Origin of the sequence: Streptomyces sp. MB09-02B, assembly GCF_033794485.1 — a bacterium.
Taxonomy (GTDB): Bacteria; Actinomycetota; Actinomycetes; order Streptomycetales; family Streptomycetaceae; genus Streptomyces.
The window spans coordinates 1-17,818 of sequence record NZ_JARGEE010000182.1; the positions used below are offsets into that span (position 1 = coordinate 1).

Genomic DNA, 17,818 nt, shown 5'->3' on the forward strand with positions numbered 1-17,818 from the left:
CCACCCGGCCGCCCTCCACCTGAACTCGGCCGGACCACCCACCCTTCCGGGCCGCTCGCTCGCTTCTCCCCCGCGCTGGAGCGGCCCGGGTCAAGGGTGGCCCGAAGGGCCATCGCCGAAGGCGACGCGGAGCGCCCTTGACGCGGGCGGCGGAAGCGCGACAATCCCAAGAAGCGAGTGGCCCCACGGCGCCTGTTGACCTGGTTCCAGGAGCCTGAACCGTCTGCCGTACTCCCTGACTCTGACCAGCAGAAGTACCACTAGGTCCACGCCGAAGCTAGTCTCTGTGGTGTGTCCGAAGATCCCAAGTGGGAAGCGCCAGAAGGCTCCTGGGCTTCATCCGCCGCTCGCCGTCGCAACATGCAGGCGATCCGCAATCGCGACACCAAACCCGAGCAGCTGATCCGGCGCTTGGTGCACGCACAAGGGCTGCGTTACCGGGTGTGCGCGCGCCCGCTGCCTGACCTTCGTCGTACTGCGGACTTGGTTTTCCGGCCAGTGAAGGTGGCGGTCTTCATTGATGGCTGCTATTGGCATGGATGCCCTGAGCACTACGTTCCACCGAAAACGAACTCGGGCTACTGGTCCGAAAAGGTTCTGCGCAATATAACGCGTGACCGCGACACCGATGAGCGACTCAAGGAAGCCGGATGGCTTGTGCTCCGATTCTGGGAACACGAGCCGTCCGACGCCTGCGCGAACACGATCACCGCAACTGTCATTGCGCGCCGGACAATTAACTCACGACACACCTGACAACGAGAAGGACATCTGCTCTAGACGGGGTGCGGCAATCTCGGAACCGTCGTTTTCCATTTCATACCCATGTAGCAGATCATCGCGCTGCTCGGGACGCAGAACCGCCGCGATAGCCCGCCCTACCGCTTCCGCTACAGGGGGCGGAAAAGCATTTCCTACCTGGCGATACTTTGCCGTCTTCCTCCCCGGGAATTTCCAGGCCTCGGGGAAGCCTTGGATGACAGCAGCCTGCTCAACGGTCAACATAGGTCCAGCCTCCCGAAAGAGGTCACGCTCAGGGTCACACTCACTGGGGTCATTCGCGAGACCCATGGCATCCACCCCTAGGGCTTCCCAGGCACGCTTGGCCCTGGTAGGACCGAGGTCCGCCCCTCCGTGCTTCCTAGAGCCACCCACCAAGGTCGGAGCGATGCCCTTGCCTGCTTCGGCGGCCTCAGTTGCCTTGCGCAGCCAGTCTTGGTAAACGTGCTTGCCTGAGCGCTCGCCAGGCTTCGCGCGCTCTCCGTCCTTGTTCTTGTCCCAGAACTTCCGGCAGCGGGCTTCCATGCTCGCCGCAAGTTCATCCACCACGGTTGCCCGCTTCCCCTCAAGCTGAAGCGGCCAAAGGAAATTCACGCCAGATGATTCCAAGATATCTTTGCGAATAGCCACGAGAATTGCGCGGGGGCGAAGTTGAGGGACGCCAAATTTATTCGCATCCATCCTGCGCCAAACCTGGCGCATCTGCCTGTCCTGCCTTTCAGCCGACCAGCTTTTGCTGATTTCAGGAATCACATAGCCAAGCCCGTCAAGCTCTTTCAGGATATCTCTGCGGTAATCAATGAAGACCTCTGGAGGCTCCAGAATCCCTCGAACATTCTCAATCATTACAGCCCTGGGCCGCAGCGCTCTGATAATCCTCAGCGCATCGGGAAACAGGTCGCGCTCATCATCTTTGCCTAGCCGCTTACCCGCAAGAGAAAATGGAGGGCACGGAACTCCGCCAGCCAGCAGATCGAGATCGCCCTTCTCAAGACCAAGACTCGTGTGAACTTTGGATCCAAGGAATTCCCTGACGTCCATCGGTTCCAGCGCATCAATACGCGACTTGTCCCACCCTGGCCAGTCGTGCACATTCGCCCTGAGTGTCCGCACAGCGTGCTGGTCCCACTCCACCAGCGCCAAGTGATCAAATCCGGCGTTATGCAGCCCAACGGCTTGCCCGCCTGCTCCAGCGCAGATCTCCAACGAGGTCAGCGGCTGGGTGAACTGCGGACGCTGGCGACCGCGGGGGTGCATAGCGCTCCTTCCGGAAGTGACTCAAAACCGATCTCAAGTGTCCCAGAGATCATGATCATGCACTGCCTCTTGGACACTTGGCACCACGAGTCTCCCACCGCCCCGCTCTTACCTGTCTATCCGGGTAGAGCGCCTCCCCCCTCTGTTCGGATGGAGCACGAGGAGCCTGATCACTCAGCGCTACGCTCCTCCCATATGCCTCAGCAGAGCCTCGATGTCACTCGGAGCGAGACCGGCGGCTACCGCCGGTTCTTCTTGCAGGTCAGCGAGCTGCTGAACAGTGGGGTCATCGAGGATCCTGCCCATGAACTCCAGCTTCTGGTCCAGCCGTATCTCGACCACCTCGTCGATAGTGTTACGCGCCGCGATGACTGTGACGTGCGTGTCAGTACCAGGGGCGAGCCCGAGGCGGTGAATCCGGTCGAGGCTCTGCAGGAAACGGCCTGCCATGAAGTCACGGTCCACGTAGACGGCGTCGTGACAGACGTGGTGCAGGCTGATGCCCTCACCCAGGGTCGCGGGATTGGAGATCAGCACCATGCAGCTGGGATCCTCGCGGAAGCGCCGCAACTGCTCGTCCCGGTCTGGTGTACCGCCGTACACGACAGCCGGGCCGAACTTCTCAAGCATCTGCGCCAACGTCGTCAGGCTCCGCACGAACGTCGTCCAGACCAGGGTTTTGCGCCCCTGCTCCGCGTTCTTGGCAACAATCGCGGCCGCTTCCTTGTACTTGGGGGAAAGTTCGTAGTCGGGAAGATCCTGCATCAGCGAGTACAGAGAAGTGCCCACCGGGATCTCCAGGGGAGGCAACTGATACACGAGTGGTTCATGTCGGCTGGCCCCCTCCAGGAGGAGGGCAGGGCTTGTCGCCGCCATCAGGAGGCGCAGTGCCGTCTTGCCAAGAGCGCTGAGGTCTTCGCGAGCGGCCCCGCTCCCCATCCCCCCCACCAGTGAGCGGTAGATCTCGGCGTGCAGGTCCGGCATGTCGACGTACCGCATCCGAAGTCGCATCGGCGGCAGGCCGAGTTCGTGTTTCGTCGTCCTGGTGAACAATGGCCGGAGGACCGTGCTCGCGTAGGCCAAGTCACCGCCGGCCACAGCCTGGACCACGGTGCGCTGCCCATGGCCTGGCCAGACGAAGCCCAGCAGGTTCTCCAAGTCCTTGGAGCCATTCGGAGCCGGGGTCCCGGTGAGGATCAGCCTGCGTTCCGCCAGAGGACCAAGGGCCATACATGCGGCACCGTAGGTACCGCGCGCACCGAGTTTCATCCTGTGCGCCTCATCCAGAATGATCATTGAGGGACCCGACTTGAGCCAGCTCGCCAGCATCGAGAGCGATCGGTCCAGCCTCTCGTAATTGACGATCAGGACCTCTGCCCACTGATCCATGGAGCCGTCCAGCACATGGGTGCGCAGTGGGTAGTTGAAGCACACCGCAGTCTCGTAACGCCAGGACTCGTAGGCCGATTTAGGACAGACCACTAGCAGTCGGCTCACCTTCTGCTGAGCCTTCTGAGCGGCGTAGACAGCGAGGGCAACGCGCGTCTTGCCCGCTCCGGGCACGCTGAAATTGGCCCCGTGCCCCAGCGAGAGCAATTTCGCGATGTCCCTGCGCTGGAACGCGTTGAGTTCGCCCTTCCAGGTATCGCCGCGCAGGTCCGAAAGATCAGCGGAGGTAACCTCCGATGCCGTTTCAGCGCCGGCCAACCGCTCCTTGACCGTGTTGGCGTCCTTGATGACCCCCGCCACAAGACTGCGCAGCTCCGGCGCCCACTCCACACCTACGTGGTGTGGCCAACTGCCGAGAACGCCCAGATCCGCGAGGAGCTCGTCAAGGGCGACCGAGGCGGAGAGCGGGCCGAGCTGGCCGCCGGTACGGAACCGAGCGGCCAGCTGCACCAGATCCTGTCGGTACTGATCAGTGGTCTTCAGCACTACGCGAGTACGCGTGGCGTCGAATCCCAGGTGCAGGGACGTTTCCGTCGCGCTCTCCGTCACTGGAGACCCTCCGCAGCGGCGGCTGCGAGGAGCCAGGACACGCCATCGCCCGGGTTCGGGATGCCACGGCCGGCCTGCTGGGCGAGCTTTCGGAAGCTATTCCGGAGCTTGAGCACGGCCTCGTCGAAGGCTTCTTCGTCGAGGCTGTTCGACGTACGGGCCTGGACCAGATCCGTGACGCACTGGTCGATGTTGGCGGAGGCATCAGCGAGACGAGCCGGAGCCAACTGCTTGCGCTTCCGGACGCGGGCGTCGCGACCGTGGAATTCAATGGCCTGATCGAACGCGGTCTTCGCCTCATCAAGCAGCGACTGTGCTTTGGACTTCTCAGTATCCGAGAGCTCGGTCTTCGTGTTGCGGACTGTGGCCGCAGCGCGAAGGATGCGGTCGTTAAGGGCCCGGGCCGCCGAAACAGCCGACGATGCCGCCGGCACCTCCAGACCCAGGCCTGGAATAGACACGGCTTCCGGCTGAACTGCCTCTCCGCCTTCCGCCAAGTCCGCAGGCAGGACCTTGGTCAGGTACCCCTGCTTCAAGAACTCCTCATCGATATGCCGGACATCGGTCTTCGAGAAGTCCAGGAGGATCGCGGCAAGCCGCCACTCCTTCAAGATCTCCGCCTGGTCACGGTCCAAGGTCTCCAGCTTCAGATACAGCCGCTGAAGCTCCTTGAGACGTTCCTGAGCTCCCTCCCAGTCGACCAGCCGAAGCTCCACGCCCCCGCCACTCTTGCTGCGGCCGTTCAGCTCCTTGATCGTGCTGAGGATCCACCGCTCCTGGTGGTAGGTCGACGTCCGGATCCGGAATTCCTTGGCGATCTGCTCTGGGGTCCGCCCCAGAGCAGCCTGCTCCTCCATGGCAAGCAGGCGGTTGATGTACGTGTAATCGCGCTTCTGGTCGAGACGAAGCTGGAGCGCGAGCTCCACCGCGTCGACGTCCGCCTGAGTGAACGACGACGGCAGCACACCCACCCTCATGGACTGTGCGCCGAGCTCCCTCAGCGCCACAGCTCGCGTATTGCCATTCACCAGCACGCCGTGATGGGTGACCAAACCAGGATCGTTCTGCCCGAACTTCTGCAGATCTTCCATCAGTTTGTCAAAGTCGGGGTCGCGCAGATCGGGGTTGTCAGGGCGAGCCATCAATAGATCGCGCAGGTAGAGCTGCCCCTCATCGCCGAACGGCTCCTTCTCCAAGGCCTCATCACGCGCCGGGTCAAAGGTGCGCTGCGCCCTGATGCGGTGTGTGCCGGGATTCAGGTAGAGGCCACTCAGGGGGAGATCAATCACATCGACATGCGTCTGCTGTCCGTTCCAGTCGACCGTGACGGTCTCCCGAGTACCCCCCGCCCCGCGTACCTCCTCCAGCCTCTTCTTGATCAGCTCGCTGAACGCTGCCGCACGTGGCGGCGGCGGAAATTCCCGCAGCATGGCTACCCCGTCCTGTGTATCTGTGTCGTCGTTCTGCGGTTGGTGATCAGCCGAGCATCTCGGTGATGGCCAGAGCCACGGCGCTACGCGACTCCTGAGGCAGGGTCCGGTAGATGCCCCAAACCTTCTCGATCGGGCTGAACGTGCGCTGGTCAGCCGCCATCCACTTGAGAAATACCTCCTGCTCGATCGGAGCAAGGTCCTCCACGAGGTCGAGAATCATGCCGAGATCAACCTCCCGATCGGGGCCTCCGCCGACTCCGCACCTCTTGCATTCGGTGATGAGCTGGTACTCCTCGGTCCCATCACTGTGGAGCACCTTGCGGCGAGCCACGTTCAGTTTCGCGAGCTCGATTCCGCCGCCATCCTCGTAGGCTTCACCAGCTCCCACACCGCAGGACCGGCACAAGTTGTTGTCGTCGTGCATGACACTTGCACGCTGTGTGGCGGTGAGGCCGTTCTTGTGCGCCGGCGCCTTCGACCTGCCCGGAATCCAGACTTCGGCGCCCCTGGTCACAAATCGCTGTTCCTGCTGGAGCAGTGAGGGGTCGTCTCGGCTGGTGTCGAATCTCCAGCCATGATCGCGGAGTTCCCGCAGCCGCCTGTCGATCTGTGCCGCGTCAGGGAAGGCCTCACGCAGCTGAACCTTGGTGAAGGTGTTCCCCTCCCCCACTTCGGTGATCAGCCACAGCGCTACCTGTGACTTGCCCCCCTTCACGTCCCGATAGGACGGCAATGCCATGAGCCCCTCCGGTCAAGTCGTGTCCAACATGCCGCTTCGCACCACAAAGCAACCGGCAGCGCTCACGCGGTTTCGCGTCCCCCGCTTCCCGGGCGGCTCAACCAGTGTTGCACTTCCGACCGAATGAAAGTCCACTCAGAAAACACTTGCTCGCAAAAGAGCAAGCGTGCCGGTCGATCTTGACGCGATCATGCACAATTGCGGGCACACGATCGGGACTTGAGACCGGGTGGACTGGAGCGGGGAGACAGGCTCACATGACGCTAGAAGACAGCAGTCCAGCCGGGCACGGCTGGATAAAGAAGCAGTTCAGCAGCGAGGTTTCCCCTGGTCGACGAGCGCTTGCCATGGCACTCGGTGACCTGTGTCGGCACCTGAAACCCAATCAATTGGGAGGCTTGGGACTTAAGCAGTCAGAAGCAGCTGAAAGGCTGCGTAGCAATCCCAGTTCCCTGTCCAGATTCCTGAGCGGCAAGACAGTGCCAGGGCCGGAGTTCATTGAGACTCTGTACAAGGAAGCGTGCGCCGACGCTGGCGACGAGCGGGCTGTCGGCATCGGCATCGACGACGTAATGGGCCTTCGCGACAGGGCCGTCGGCGAACGACGCTGTGACAGATGCGCCGACTTGAGCAAGCAAGCCGGAGAACTAGCCTCACTGAAAAACGAAGCTGCGGCACTGCGTGCAGCTGTGGCGGAACTGAGCGCGGTCAGAGCCGGCCTGCAAGCACGTCTGACCGCTCTTGCTCCTCCGGCTCCGCCGCCGGTCCCCCGGCGGCGGGGGGACCGGCGGCGGAGCCGGAACGATGCGGCGGCGGCACGCCGTGTGGCCGCACAGGCGGAAGATTTGGGCAGGGGCGGCAAGCAGGACGAAGCACTGGCAATGCTCCGCCAGACCGCAGAGGTCCTCAGCCCCGTTGAAACGGCCGTGGTGCTACTGACGCTTCGCCAGCGGCACCAGAACCGCCTGGCCGACAACCTGATTCATGTCTACGGTCGAGACCAAGGTGATCGGGACGTCATGCAGGCAGCTCTAGAGCTTCACGAGCAGGGCGCTGATGGCGATGCCGGCGCACTGCTGCGGGCTGCGATGCGGTAGTCGCCGGCCCGGCCAGCTCCATCACATGGTCCAGAGCGGGAACAAGTCAAGCCGCCTCCGCCTCGTAGTGCATCTGGGCCTGGTCGAGGATGTCATCCGGGTCCAGGCCGCAGGCCGCTGTCCAGTGGAGCAGATCAGCGATCAACTCGATCGCCGACTCCTCCAGCACGACGCGCCGGCGACGCCCCTGATCAACGGCAGCGCTGTCGCCGCCGCGGTAGGCATCCAAAGCATCCGCTGCCCTCTCGACACGGCGGCATCTCTGGCCCGAGTCGATCTCAACCTCGCACCAGACGGCCTTTCCCATCGCCGTAAGAACCGTCCCCCAGTCCGCCGTCAGCGCAGCGAGCAGATGCAATCCGCGTCCGCACTCCTCGTCACAGCGCGCCGGCCGAAGAATCGGCACCGCACGGCTCTTGTCATGGACCTCAATTCGCAGCCGCTCACCTCTCTGCTCAAGGACCAAGGCCGCCGAAGCTCCCTCGCCAACGTGCCTGACGACGTTGGTCGCCAGCTCGGTCACAACCAACTCGGCTTCATCTGCAGCGGCCAGCAACCCCCAATGCCCCAACTGCGAGGCGGTCGCGCTGCGAAGCAGTCGCACCTCCGCCGGCCCCGCCTCGAAGGGCAGGACGCAGCGAAGTTGAGGCTTGGTGACGTCGTAGCCAGGCATGGCTACTCCTCCCTCCCATGCCACGCACTGCCTGCACCTGCCGTATCCGTACGACTGCACTGCGTAGCGGTACGGGGAGCATGGCACAGAGAAGTATTGCTGTGTAACTTCTCACGAGAATCCAAAGAGTGAATCTGGTAGTGGCACTGCCTTGGTGCTGCCTAGCCTGAAGACCCTCCCGGACAGCCACCCAATGCTCAGGTGAAGGAGCTCCATGTCCGTACGGACCACCACTCGTCGCCGTCAGCTGGGCGTGATGATGCGCAAGTTGCGCGCCCAGAAAGGGCTGACACTCGAGGAGGCCGGGCAGCTGGTGGGCGTATCCAAGGCGACGGTCAGCCGGTACGAGACCCAGGCCGGCCCCGTGAAGTGGCTGGTGATCGACGCGCTATGCCGTGAGTACGGAGCAACTGACGCCGAACGCAGAGCAGTTGTGAACCTTGCCAAGAACGCCAAGGAACAAGGCTGGTGGAGCTCCTTCGCCGACTCCATCCCCGAGAGCATGAATCTCCTGCTCACGCTGGAAGACGAGGCGGTACGGGAGAGCCACTTCTGCTGCGTCTACGTGCCCGGCCTCTTGCAAACCCGGGAGTACAGCACAGCCCTGCAGAAGGCTAACGAAGTACCTCTAGAGCCTGCGGAGATCGAGCGGCTCGTCGACATCCGCATGAAGAGACAGGAGATCCTCTCTCGGCCCAAGCCGCCACGCCTGTGGGCGATTCTCGACGAGTCCGTGATCCGCCGCGTCGTCGGGTCACCGCAGGTGATGAGGAATCAACTCGACCGGCTGCTGGAGGCCAACGAGTCCCCTCACATCACGCTGCAGATACTGCCGTTCTCCAAGGGAGCGCACGCCGCAGCCCTGGGCAGCTTCGTCATCATCGGTGGCCAGGAACCGGCTCTCGACGTCGTATATGTCGACTTTCACACGGGCTCCCTCTTCCTGGAGCAGGAGGAGGAACTGGAGAAGTACAGGCTTGCGTTCGAGTACCTGCGCGCACAAGCGTTGGATGTGGAGGCTTCCTCCACCGTGATCCATGACGCCCGCAAGGAGCTTTGAATGTTTGCCAATGCCCAGGGTTTTCCTGAGCCCACGTGGTTCAAGTCGTCGTACAGCGGCGCCAACACGACGGAGTGCGTGGAAGCCGCCTTCCTCTCTTCTCAAGTGCTCATACGGGACTCGAAACGACCGGCAGCCGCCTGCCTATCAGTTTCGGCTGAGGCCTGGACAAGCTTTCTGACCAAGAGTGCTTACCTCCAGGCCAGTGCGGGTTGGCTGACTCGGTCGGAATGCGCTCCTGCCGCAGCAGATCAGAAATCAGACGGCTACGGCAGGCGCCCGGGGAGCCCGCGCGCCGCCGACCGTGCCGTCACAGACGAGGCTTGACGCCCTCCCGATCGCTTCCCTCCACCTGCGACCTGCGCCGCTCCGTATCTTCGCCATCGCGCCAGGCGGCCCGCAGACGACGGAGCGAGGCGATCGCTTTCTCGGCCTTGACCGACAGACCAGGCACCTGGTCAAGGATGTAGCCCACCACGAAGACGATCAACCCGATGCCAGCCACCGCAGTAGCCACCCAACCACCCATGTCCATCTGAACCGCCCAGCCTCCTTGCCAGTCGGAAACGTACCTGCCGGACGCTGCCGAACAACGCCGTCCCCTTGGCCATACAGGCCGTCCACCGCGATCACGTTCGCCGACGGTACACTAGTTCGAGCCGTCCACGCTTAGGAGTTGCGACGGCACTGCTCGCAGTCAGGCACGACGGGAGAAATCAGTGGCAGACGAACGTCCCGTGCGACGGTCATCAAGGGTCAAAGTCGCCGAGTTCTTGGCGGCGGTGGGTGAAGACGAGGTCTTCACCAAGCTCCAGCTCATCGAGGGTGTACCTGGAGTGGCGCAGGTGGATCGTCGTATGCGGGATCTGCGCGAACTGGGGTGGCGCATCGACAACTACAAAACGAACCCACGGCTCAGGCCCGACGAGTATCTACTCGCAAAGATCGGGGTCCGGATCGACCTGGGAGAGCAGCCCCAGGAACCCGCCAAGCCTCGGATCCCCGCAGCTCGCCGCCGAGAAGCCATCGAGAAGGCTGATTCCCTCTGCCAGACGTGCGGAGTCCGAGCCGGCGAGGCGTACCCAGAAGACGAGACCCAGCGAGCGGTGCTCAGCGTGCACCTAGTTGACCCGACTCCTCCTATAAGCACCGACTTGCCGAACCTCCGCGTGGAGTGCCAGCGCTGCAACGCTGGGTTCCGGGGTGGAGGAAAAGCCCTGCCATCGGTGGAGGAAGTGCTGGGGCGTGCGTCGAGGCTCGAAACCCGTGGGGACAAACGTCGGCTGTACCGGCTCATGCAGTCGGGACGCCTAGAGCGAGACGAGGTCGAGCTGATCTTCGCCGAGTGGCTGCGGCTGGAACGAAACGACAGGGTGGACATCATGCTGAAGTTGGCAGGGGCCCTGATCGAAGAAGGCGCATGATTCCTTCTCGACGACGCGAGAGGTACCACGGCCACAGACGAGTGACATCAAGCAGCACGTCCGACGTGAACAAGCCATCCAAGCGCAGACGAGGTTGCGCGCCCTTGACCCAGCGCAACCTCCCGGGGACCGTCGCACCGCAACAACCCGCAACCGCCTGAAAGGGGAGGGCACCATGGCCCTAGAGTTCGTTGGAATCGACCCAGAGACCACCGGAGGCGGCTCGCCGACGGTGTGGGTCGAGGAAGAGACGGCCGACCTCATCCTCCAGGGTGAGGAGGCCGACAGGCTGCTGAAGACCCAGGTGGGCGAAAGGGAATGGGTCGCGGGACACGACACGGGTATCCCCGCGCATGAGACGGTGATCCGCATCCCCGCCCGCATGGTGCCGATTCTGAGGGAGGCGTGTGATGTCGCAGAGCGGCGTGCCGGACTTCGCTGAACTACTGGGGTCCGCCGAGCACACAGCCGTCCACCTGGAGATGCGCGATGTCTACAGCGTCGGCAACGAGACGGACAGTTTCGAGGAGTTCCTGCGAACCGGTCGGACCGACCTGGACCCCGATTCTCCGTTCTGGCAGGGCTGGACCCCGCTGGTGCGCGAAACCATCGCCAGGGGCGTCCGCATGCGTCGAGCCCGGATCGTCTCCGAGCCCGTCACCGATTACATCCGGTGGGAACACGCCCTGACCTCGGTCAACATCGCTGTCGGTGAAGAGGTGCGCTGGCTCCCCCGTCGACTTGCCTCGGATGTCGCTCTGCCCGGCAACGACCTGTGGCTCATCGACGACCGGCGGGTGATGTTTCACTGGTTCACCGGCGACGGCGACTGGGCTGGGCACGAGTTCACCGAAGATCACGGCGTAGTGAAGATGGTCGTCTCAGCGTTCGAGAATGTGTGGGGACGAGCCATCGACCACGAGAAGTTCTCCGTCTGATCCCACGCACGCCTCGATGCCCGCCTCCCCGTCCTCCAGCGCCCAAGCTGCGCGTGAAGCCCTCGCGAAGCGCTTGCAGCACCTTCGTCAGGACGCCGGCCTCACCGGGAAGGAGCTTTCCGCCCGGTGCGGCTGGCATCCGGCGAAGACGACCCGTATCCAGAAGGCCGACGCCACACCCTCCGACGCAGACATCAGAGCGTGGTGCTCGGCCTGCGGAGCAGAGGGGCAGGCGGACGACCTGATTGCTTCGGCCCGGGCGGTCGACTCCATGTATGTGGAGTGGCGGCGCATCCACAAGAACGGCATGCGCAAGGTCCAGGAGGACTTCTACACCCTCCACGAGCAAGCGGCCGTATGCCGCGTGTACTCCTCAAATGCCGTTCCGGGGTTCTTTCAGACCACCGACTTCGCCACCGCCCTCATGCAGTCGATCACCGACTTTCAGGGAACACCCAACGACGTCTCCGAAGCCGTTGCCGCCCGCCTCGCCCGTAGTCGGTTCCTGTACGAGGGAGGCCACCGCTTCGTCGTGCTGCTCGAAGAGTGGGTTCTACGCTCGCGGATCGGCGAACGGGGGACGACGGCCGGCCAGCTCCGTCACCTGCTTGACGTCCTGCCACTGCCGTCGGTCTCGCTCGGTGTCATCCCGTTCACTGCCCCGCGCGTCATCTGGCCCCTTGAGGCGTTCTACATCTTCGACGACGCCCACGCAGTGGTGGAGACCCTGACCGCTGAGATCAACATCAGACAGCCTCGCGAAATCGCCGACTACCGCAAGGCGTTCGCCGAACTCGCAAAGATGGCCGTTTACGGCGACCGCGCTCGCGCCCTCATCAACTCGGCTATCAGCGCCCTCGGTTGACGTTCCGCAATAACCCGCAATTTCGTTGAGCCCAGTCTCGCTCACTTCGTACGGTCGTTGACGACGCCGAAGGACCGAGCGCCATTGCGTCGAGCCGACAGAGTGATGACGCGATCACCGTGTTATCGCTGCGCCTGAAACCCTCCGACCCCGCCCGTCTGCGGATCGTGGCTCGCCTGACTCTGTTTGGTTCTTACGCGGCGGCACTCCGCGTATGGGGAGCGGGGCGTCAAACGCCTCGGCCGCGGGTTCGAGGGGAGCCGGGCTGCCGTCGGCTCCCGGACCTCTGACGTAACCCTTGTCCAGACTCCCGGTCGACGACCGAAGGCCGGGAACAGCGGCGCCTTCTGGCGCCATGCACAGCACAGCTCCACCAACGCCCCAACCCGGCCAGACATGGCCGGGAGACCCGAAGAGGAAGGAGCACGAAGTGGCGGACAACAAGACGCCGCCGGGCCCGAGCGGCCTGTTGGTGGCGGTAGAGGAACTGATCGCGGTCCACGATCGGTACGACAGCCTCCGGTCGGACAATGCCGGGAGTTCCGGCGACGCGCCGTGGCCGGGTGGCGACGGCAACCTGCACGACAGCGAGTAGGTACCAAGCGGTGGGGGCCTGCACGGTCGGCCGTGCCGGCCCCCGCTGTGTCCGAATCACGTGATCGAACTCATGGGAGGACGCAGCGATGGAACATCGGTTGATCAGCGCCATCGAGACAGCGCTTGGATGGAGTGGGGTCGAGGAGCTGGGCATGGGATTCGTACGCGGGAGCATGGACGACCCCACCCTCGTCTCCCGCATCATGACTCCGAACCGCCTGCTCGACATCGCGATGCGCAGGAGCCTGAACCGCCCGCAGTTCCGGTGCTTCCAAAAGAGCGAGGAGGTCCACCCGGCCATCTATTACACCGACAGTGTCAGCCCTCGGGGTCAGAGCATCCCCATGGTCAACATGCGCAGCCTTGGCAGGCTCCTGCAGGACGGCGCGACGGTGATCATGGATCAGGCCAACGTCTTCGATCCTACGATGGAGGTCGCCTGCCGGGCCTTGCAGTGGTGGTCCCGCGAGCGAGTCCAGGTCAACGCGTACCTGACGACGAACCACGCCGCAGGCTTCCCTCTGCACTGGGACGACCATGATGTCGTGATCGTCCAGCTCGCGGGTGAGAAGCAGTGGGAGGTGCGCGCTGCCTCCCGAAACGTCCCGATGTACCGGGACTCCGACCCCAATAGCACCCCGAGCGACGAGATCATCTGGTCCGGCATCATGCGGAGCGGTGACATCATGCACATCCCCCGAGGCCACTGGCACCAGGCAACCCGGACCGGCAGCGGCTCAGGCAAGAGCCTTCACGTCACCTTCGGCATCACCAAGCGCACGGGAGCAAGCTGGCTCGCATGGCTGGGCGACTGGTGCCGTGAGCACGAAGTCTTCCGCCAGGACCTCGACCGCTGGCACGGACCCGGCAGCGAAGCTCTGACTACGGCCGCCGCCCAGCTCGTCACCGAACGCTCCCCGGCCGACTTCCTAGCCGCATACGAACAGGAGACGCCCCTGTCTCGGCACGTGCCGTTCCTCGACATACTCGGGCCGCTTGACGCCGTGGTGTGCACCACCCACTTCCCTCCACGTATCCAGGAAAGTGGGGAGGCCGTCGACGTAGTGGCCTCAGGGAAGAAGCTCACCCTCACGGCCAAGGCGCTGCCGGCGCTGCGTCTGCTGCTCAGCGGCAGGCCGGTCACGCTGGAACGGGCCGCAGCCGTCGTCGGAGCCGAAGTGACGGAGGTCGCCGAGATCCTGGTGAAGGAGGAACTGTGCGCGGTGCTGACCCCCGAGTTGTCCTTGGGCTACACCGGTCTTGTCACGAACGCCGCCTCCTGACCGGGGCCCTGGACCTCGGCGTCACCGCACTCGACACCAGCACCAATTACCTGGGCTTCCGCTCGCATCAGGTCTTGGCTCGGACAGCCGGTGATCTGCTGCCGAAGTTCACGGTCTCCACCAAGGTCGGTTACTTCCCAGGGCCGGACGGGGTGGAGCACTCTCTGGACTTCGTACGCCTGCACGCTGCTGTGAAACAGGCTGCCGATCACCTTGGGCGAGAGCCGGACCTGGTGTTCCTGCACAACCCAGAGCATTCGCTCCGCGAAGCCGCCCCTCACAACCAGGACGCGCTGGTGCAGGCGTGTGCCGCCCTCGACGCCGCTGTGGCGGCAGGGACGTGCGCAGCTTGGGGCGTCGCGTCCTGGGACCCGTTGCCCTTGCTGAGCCTGATCGACACGACCGTGCCGAGGCCAGCGGTCCTCATGGTCCGCGCCGGTTTGCTTGTCGGATCCAGAACATTGGATGCCGCAGACGCCCTCACCAAGGCGTGGGGCTTGGGCAGCGGCGATGTATGGGGGATGAGCCCTTTCGGAGGCAGCACCAGCGCGCCGGTGTGGGCCAGGATCGACCCCCGCGTCTTCCTCCGTGACAGCAGCCAACTCTCCCGTACACAGGCGGCGTTCAGAGCCGCCTATCACCTACCGCAGGTCGGCTCCGTCGCCGTGGGCACCGATGAGCCCGCCCATCTGGGCGAACTCGTTGGTGCCCTGGCGGGCAAGGTCGAGGAGCGGACCGTGCAGGAGTATCGGAGTCTCCTTCGAGACCACTCTCGTGTGGTCAACCGGCTTGAAGCTCCTTGATGATCTGGTCGGCCGTGCGCCGGGCGGGCTCCAGACGAGGATCCTCCGGGTGCGCGTAGGGCCCGAGGACCTTCGAGCAGGCGAACAACGTCATCAACTTGCCGTCCCGGCTCTCGAAGTCGGACCGGCGCTCGTGCCGTACGCGGTCGGCCAGAGCCGGGACAGCAAGGGAACTCGCCCACAGGGAGGATGCATCCAGCCCCAACGGTGCGTTTCCCCAGTCTTCCCAGTCGAAGAGGCTGAAGGTCGGTACGGTCATGTTCGCCCAGTTCAGGTCCGCGTGGGCCGGGACCCACCGCTCCACAGCCGTATCGAAATCACTGGGGAAGACACCGTGGATGGACTCGGTCACGAGGGCCTGGGTGATAGTGGCGGTGTCCGGTGTGGCAATCCGCATCGTGTCCTGAGCCGCCAGCGCGTCCAACGAGGCGTTCAGCATCTCCCACCACTGATCCGACAGTTCTGGGGCGACACTCAACACGGCGGTACCGACAGGCGCTCCCGGCAGTAGCGCGGTTTCGTCCGCTCGCCACATCACGGGCCCGTTCACATCACGCCAGACCACACATCCGTGCCATTCGGGTTGAGCGATGCCTTCCAGACGTGCAGCGCACTCGGTGCCGTTCCATCCCTGATCTGGGATCTTGTCGAGCAAGCGCCGCTCGATCCGCACCCAGGTATCCCGGTCTGTCCTGGCTCCCACCGATCGCCGCTTCCGCACCACCGTCTCCGGGAGCAAGTGCACTTGCAGAGACCGCTCAACGCGAGCAAGGACCTCGTCAACCGGCTGCACCCGTAGATCAACAGCCTGGGCCACGGGGACGGAGAACGTCATGCACGCGACCGTAGCAGTGACCACACTGGGAGGCTCCCCTACCTCTCCATCGAGAGCATGGACAGCCTCAGTCCAGACGACAAGGAGAACCGTGGCGCAACACGAGTACGAGGCGAAGTTCCTGGAGATCGACGTGCAGGCCACTGTCGGCGCGCTGCGGGCCGCCGGGGCCGAACAGGTCTTCCCCAGGACCATGTTCACCCGCCTGATCTTCGAGAACGACGCTGTGCAGGGGGAACAGTGGCTGCGGCTGCGGGACGAGGGCGGCAGGACCACGCTCACCTTGAAGCAGGTCACCGATGCCACACACATCAACGGAACCACCGAGATCGAGATCGAGGTCGACGACCTGGCCAAGACCGCGGAGCTGCTCGCGGCACTCGGTCTGCGGCAGGTCCGCTACCAGCAGAACTACCGCGAGGAATGGCAACTGGAAGGCGTTACCTACGACTTCGACACCTGGCCGGAGCTGGCCACCTTCCTGGAGATCGAGGGTTCTTCCGAGGCGGCGGTGCGGGACGCCGTAGCGGCTCTGGGCCTGGACTACGCCCACGCCCGCTTCGGCAGCATCGACCTGATCTACAAAAGCGAACTGGGGCGGGACATCCTCGCCGAGCCGACCCTCCTCTTCGCGTGAGGCCGCGGACGTTCGGCGAAGGCACGAGGCGCCTGAAACCGAACTTGCGGAGGAGCTACGGGGCTGCCGCTTTCCGTGGACGCAGGCCGGATCGGCCAGCATGTAGGACTCTCCTCGTAGGACAGCGGAAGTCAAGGAGCAGACAATCGTGAGCGCACAGCATGCGGAAACACCTGTCCCTGCGCCGTTGCCGTTGAAGACCATCGGCGACATTCGCGCGGCGCTGCGATCCGGGCACGGCTTCCCAAGCGACCAGGAGTCCTTCGAGGCGGATCTTCAGCATGCGCTGGATACGTCGTCGGAAACCGACCTGAACGCTGTCGCGGCAGTGATGGTCGACTACCGGGGCAGGATCCGTCTCTATCAAGATCCGGACTTCGACATCTCGGTACAGGAAGGCATCGACCTCGCAGCGCGCCTGAAGCAGGAGGCCCAAGACCGGTGAGCGGTGTGATCGCTGTCGTAACGGCACGGGCGACTCAGCGGGCGAAGGCGCTCGGGGCCGAGCAGGGCCTGGAATCACTGCGGCAGGAATTGGAGCAAGTCCCGCGCCTGGGAGTGCTCCTCGGGCCGCCCCGACAAGACGGAACGGAAGTCCGCAAAACCCGGATCGAACCGAGAGGCGGCGTACCCGGGCTGGCGGTGGCATACATCTACTCCTACAGCGCTTCCACCGCGGAGATGCGGTACTTTTTCACCTCCGCGTCACGGATCGCGGCTGCCTGCTCAGGCTCTGGGCCTGCGGCGCGGAATTTCACGAGGTCCGCGTCCGACTGCCAGCGCTCGTATACGTTTACGCGGTCCGCTTCGAGCAGGTCGGCGGAGAGTACGAAATCCAGGCATCCCGAAGCAGCCCTCGCCTGTTCGATCACGCGAGCACAGCCGGCCAGATAGGCCTCACGGGTGTCGGGGTCCACGTACAACTTGCCGGCCACGATGATCACGGTCGTCCTCCTCAAGGGCCCGAGCGGGCATGGTTGTGCCGATTTCCCTGCCTCAGACCTGGACGGAGACTGGTACTCATCGGTCCTGGCCCGTCACGTGCCTGGCAGCAGGCGGGTATCCGCCGTGGACGGGAGCGGCTTGGTCCACCAGTGGTCGTAGCGGCGGTACGGGGTGGGGTCGGCGCGGGTGGTGAGGAAGGTGTGTAGGGCCGTGGCCTCCTCCGTGAGGGCCTTCCAGGTCGAGGCCGGGAGGGGGTGGAAGGCCGTGGCCTCGATGGAGTCGGCCAGGGGGCGCCAGATGCCGGCGACGTGGCCGTCCACCAGGAGGGTCGGGAGGACGTCGCCGTTCATGCGGGTCACGTACTTGCGGTACTCGGGTGGGAGGAGGCGGCCCCGGTCCGCGTAGGCGAGGAGCGTGCTGTCCCACATGGCCATCAGGCGGGGTGGGGCGGGGG

Annotated in this window: 22 protein-coding genes; 13 read left to right on the forward strand and 9 right to left on the reverse strand. The window is 64.1% G+C overall.

The window, feature by feature from the left end; genetic code table 11:
• Positions 1-291: 291 nt before the first annotated feature.
• Positions 292-756 carry a very short patch repair endonuclease gene (locus P1P70_RS24150; protein WP_319241132.1) on the forward strand — a complete coding sequence of 155 codons (465 nt, stop codon included), beginning with the start codon at positions 292-294 and terminating at the stop codon, positions 754-756.
• Here the strand turns inward: P1P70_RS24150 and P1P70_RS24155 are convergent.
• The 4 genes from P1P70_RS24155 to P1P70_RS24170 form a co-directional block, all read right to left on the reverse strand.
• Positions 742-2,037: a DNA (cytosine-5-)-methyltransferase gene (locus P1P70_RS24155; RefSeq protein WP_319241133.1), complete on the reverse strand. Its 1,296-nt coding sequence runs from the start codon at positions 2,035-2,037 to the stop codon at positions 742-744. The two genes, P1P70_RS24150 and P1P70_RS24155, sit on opposite strands and share 15 nt — an antisense overlap.
• A 180-nt stretch (positions 2,038-2,217) precedes the next feature.
• Positions 2,218-4,035, reverse strand: coding sequence for a DEAD/DEAH box helicase (locus P1P70_RS24160; RefSeq protein ID WP_319241135.1), 1,818 nt, complete (start codon positions 4,033-4,035; stop codon positions 2,218-2,220).
• Entirely contained in the window at positions 4,032-5,465 is a 1,434-nt protein-coding gene (locus P1P70_RS24165) for a hypothetical protein (RefSeq protein WP_319241137.1), read from the reverse strand. The genes P1P70_RS24160 and P1P70_RS24165 overlap by 4 nt, the downstream gene beginning before the upstream one ends.
• Positions 5,466-5,511: 46 nt before the next feature.
• A complete protein-coding gene (locus tag P1P70_RS24170) occupies positions 5,512-6,207 on the reverse strand; it encodes a hypothetical protein (protein WP_319241139.1) in 696 nt (231 codons plus the stop codon).
• A 257-nt stretch (positions 6,208-6,464) separates the two neighbouring features.
• Here P1P70_RS24170 and P1P70_RS24175 point away from each other — a divergent pair, with 257 nt between their 5' ends.
• Positions 6,465-7,304 carry a helix-turn-helix transcriptional regulator gene (locus P1P70_RS24175; protein ID WP_319241141.1) on the forward strand — a complete coding sequence of 280 codons (840 nt, stop codon included), beginning with the start codon at positions 6,465-6,467 and terminating at the stop codon, positions 7,302-7,304.
• 46 nt (positions 7,305-7,350) lie between these two features.
• On the opposite strand, the gene P1P70_RS24180 is transcribed toward P1P70_RS24175, so the two are convergent.
• On the reverse strand, positions 7,351-7,977 hold the full coding sequence (locus P1P70_RS24180) for an ATP-binding protein (protein WP_319241143.1): 627 nt from the start codon (positions 7,975-7,977) through the stop codon (positions 7,351-7,353).
• A gap of 214 nt (positions 7,978-8,191) precedes the next feature.
• Here P1P70_RS24180 and P1P70_RS24185 point away from each other — a divergent pair, with 214 nt between their 5' ends.
• Together P1P70_RS24185 and P1P70_RS24190 are read left to right on the forward strand one after the other, a co-directional pair.
• Positions 8,192-9,037 carry a helix-turn-helix transcriptional regulator gene (locus P1P70_RS24185; RefSeq protein ID WP_319241145.1) on the forward strand — a complete coding sequence of 282 codons (846 nt, stop codon included), beginning with the start codon at positions 8,192-8,194 and terminating at the stop codon, positions 9,035-9,037.
• Positions 9,038-9,364, forward strand: coding sequence for a DUF397 domain-containing protein (locus tag P1P70_RS24190; protein WP_319241147.1), 327 nt, complete (start codon positions 9,038-9,040; stop codon positions 9,362-9,364).
• Here P1P70_RS24190 and P1P70_RS24195 read toward each other — a convergent pair.
• On the reverse strand, positions 9,348-9,572 hold the full coding sequence (locus P1P70_RS24195) for a hypothetical protein (RefSeq protein WP_319241149.1): 225 nt from the start codon (positions 9,570-9,572) through the stop codon (positions 9,348-9,350). The genes P1P70_RS24190 and P1P70_RS24195 overlap by 17 nt on opposite strands.
• A 184-nt stretch (positions 9,573-9,756) precedes the next feature.
• On the opposite strand from P1P70_RS24195, the gene P1P70_RS24200 reads away from it, so the two are divergent.
• The 7 genes from P1P70_RS24200 to P1P70_RS24230 all read left to right on the forward strand — a co-directional run bounded on the left by P1P70_RS24200 (position 9,757) and on the right by P1P70_RS24230 (position 14,947).
• Positions 9,757-10,461, forward strand: a complete 705-nt coding sequence (locus P1P70_RS24200) for a hypothetical protein (RefSeq protein WP_319241151.1) — start codon at positions 9,757-9,759, stop codon at positions 10,459-10,461.
• Positions 10,462-10,636: 175 nt separating this feature from the next.
• A complete protein-coding gene (locus tag P1P70_RS24205) occupies positions 10,637-10,903 on the forward strand; it encodes a hypothetical protein (RefSeq protein WP_319241153.1) in 267 nt (88 codons plus the stop codon).
• A complete protein-coding gene (locus P1P70_RS24210; protein WP_319241155.1) occupies positions 10,872-11,399 on the forward strand; it encodes a DUF6879 family protein in 528 nt (175 codons plus the stop codon). The genes P1P70_RS24205 and P1P70_RS24210 overlap by 32 nt, the downstream gene beginning before the upstream one ends.
• 16 nt (positions 11,400-11,415) lie before the next feature.
• Entirely contained in the window at positions 11,416-12,264 is an 849-nt protein-coding gene (locus P1P70_RS24215; RefSeq protein ID WP_319241157.1) for a helix-turn-helix transcriptional regulator, read from the forward strand.
• A gap of 430 nt (positions 12,265-12,694) precedes the next feature.
• A complete protein-coding gene (locus tag P1P70_RS24220; protein ID WP_319241159.1) occupies positions 12,695-12,859 on the forward strand; it encodes a hypothetical protein in 165 nt (54 codons plus the stop codon).
• Positions 12,860-12,947: 88 nt separating this feature from the next.
• Positions 12,948-14,144 (forward strand): JmjC domain-containing protein, encoded by a 1,197-nt coding sequence (locus P1P70_RS24225; protein WP_319241161.1) that lies wholly within the window; start codon positions 12,948-12,950, stop codon positions 14,142-14,144.
• On the forward strand, positions 14,078-14,947 hold the full coding sequence (locus tag P1P70_RS24230) for an aldo/keto reductase (protein ID WP_319241163.1): 870 nt from the start codon (positions 14,078-14,080) through the stop codon (positions 14,945-14,947). Before P1P70_RS24225 ends, P1P70_RS24230 begins: the two co-directional genes overlap by 67 nt.
• On the opposite strand, the gene P1P70_RS24235 is transcribed toward P1P70_RS24230, so the two are convergent.
• Entirely contained in the window at positions 14,925-15,782 is an 858-nt protein-coding gene (locus P1P70_RS24235) for a hypothetical protein (RefSeq protein ID WP_319241165.1), read from the reverse strand. The two genes, P1P70_RS24230 and P1P70_RS24235, sit on opposite strands and share 23 nt — an antisense overlap.
• Before the next feature lie 91 nt (positions 15,783-15,873).
• On the opposite strand from P1P70_RS24235, the gene P1P70_RS24240 reads away from it, so the two are divergent.
• Both P1P70_RS24240 and P1P70_RS24245 read left to right on the forward strand, forming a co-directional pair.
• Positions 15,874-16,419 carry a class IV adenylate cyclase gene (locus tag P1P70_RS24240; RefSeq protein WP_319241167.1) on the forward strand — a complete coding sequence of 182 codons (546 nt, stop codon included), beginning with the start codon at positions 15,874-15,876 and terminating at the stop codon, positions 16,417-16,419.
• Between the two features lie 148 nt (positions 16,420-16,567).
• A complete protein-coding gene (locus P1P70_RS24245) occupies positions 16,568-16,864 on the forward strand; it encodes a hypothetical protein (RefSeq protein ID WP_319241169.1) in 297 nt (98 codons plus the stop codon).
• A 214-nt stretch (positions 16,865-17,078) separates the two neighbouring features.
• On the opposite strand, the gene P1P70_RS24250 is transcribed toward P1P70_RS24245, so the two are convergent.
• Together P1P70_RS24250 and P1P70_RS24255 are read right to left on the reverse strand one after the other, a co-directional pair.
• Positions 17,079-17,363 (reverse strand): antibiotic biosynthesis monooxygenase family protein, encoded by a 285-nt coding sequence (locus P1P70_RS24250; RefSeq protein WP_319241171.1) that lies wholly within the window; start codon positions 17,361-17,363, stop codon positions 17,079-17,081.
• A 93-nt stretch (positions 17,364-17,456) separates the two neighbouring features.
• A partial coding sequence (locus P1P70_RS24255; RefSeq protein WP_319241173.1) for a DNA glycosylase AlkZ-like family protein occupies positions 17,457-17,818 on the reverse strand: 362 nt, incomplete at its 5' end.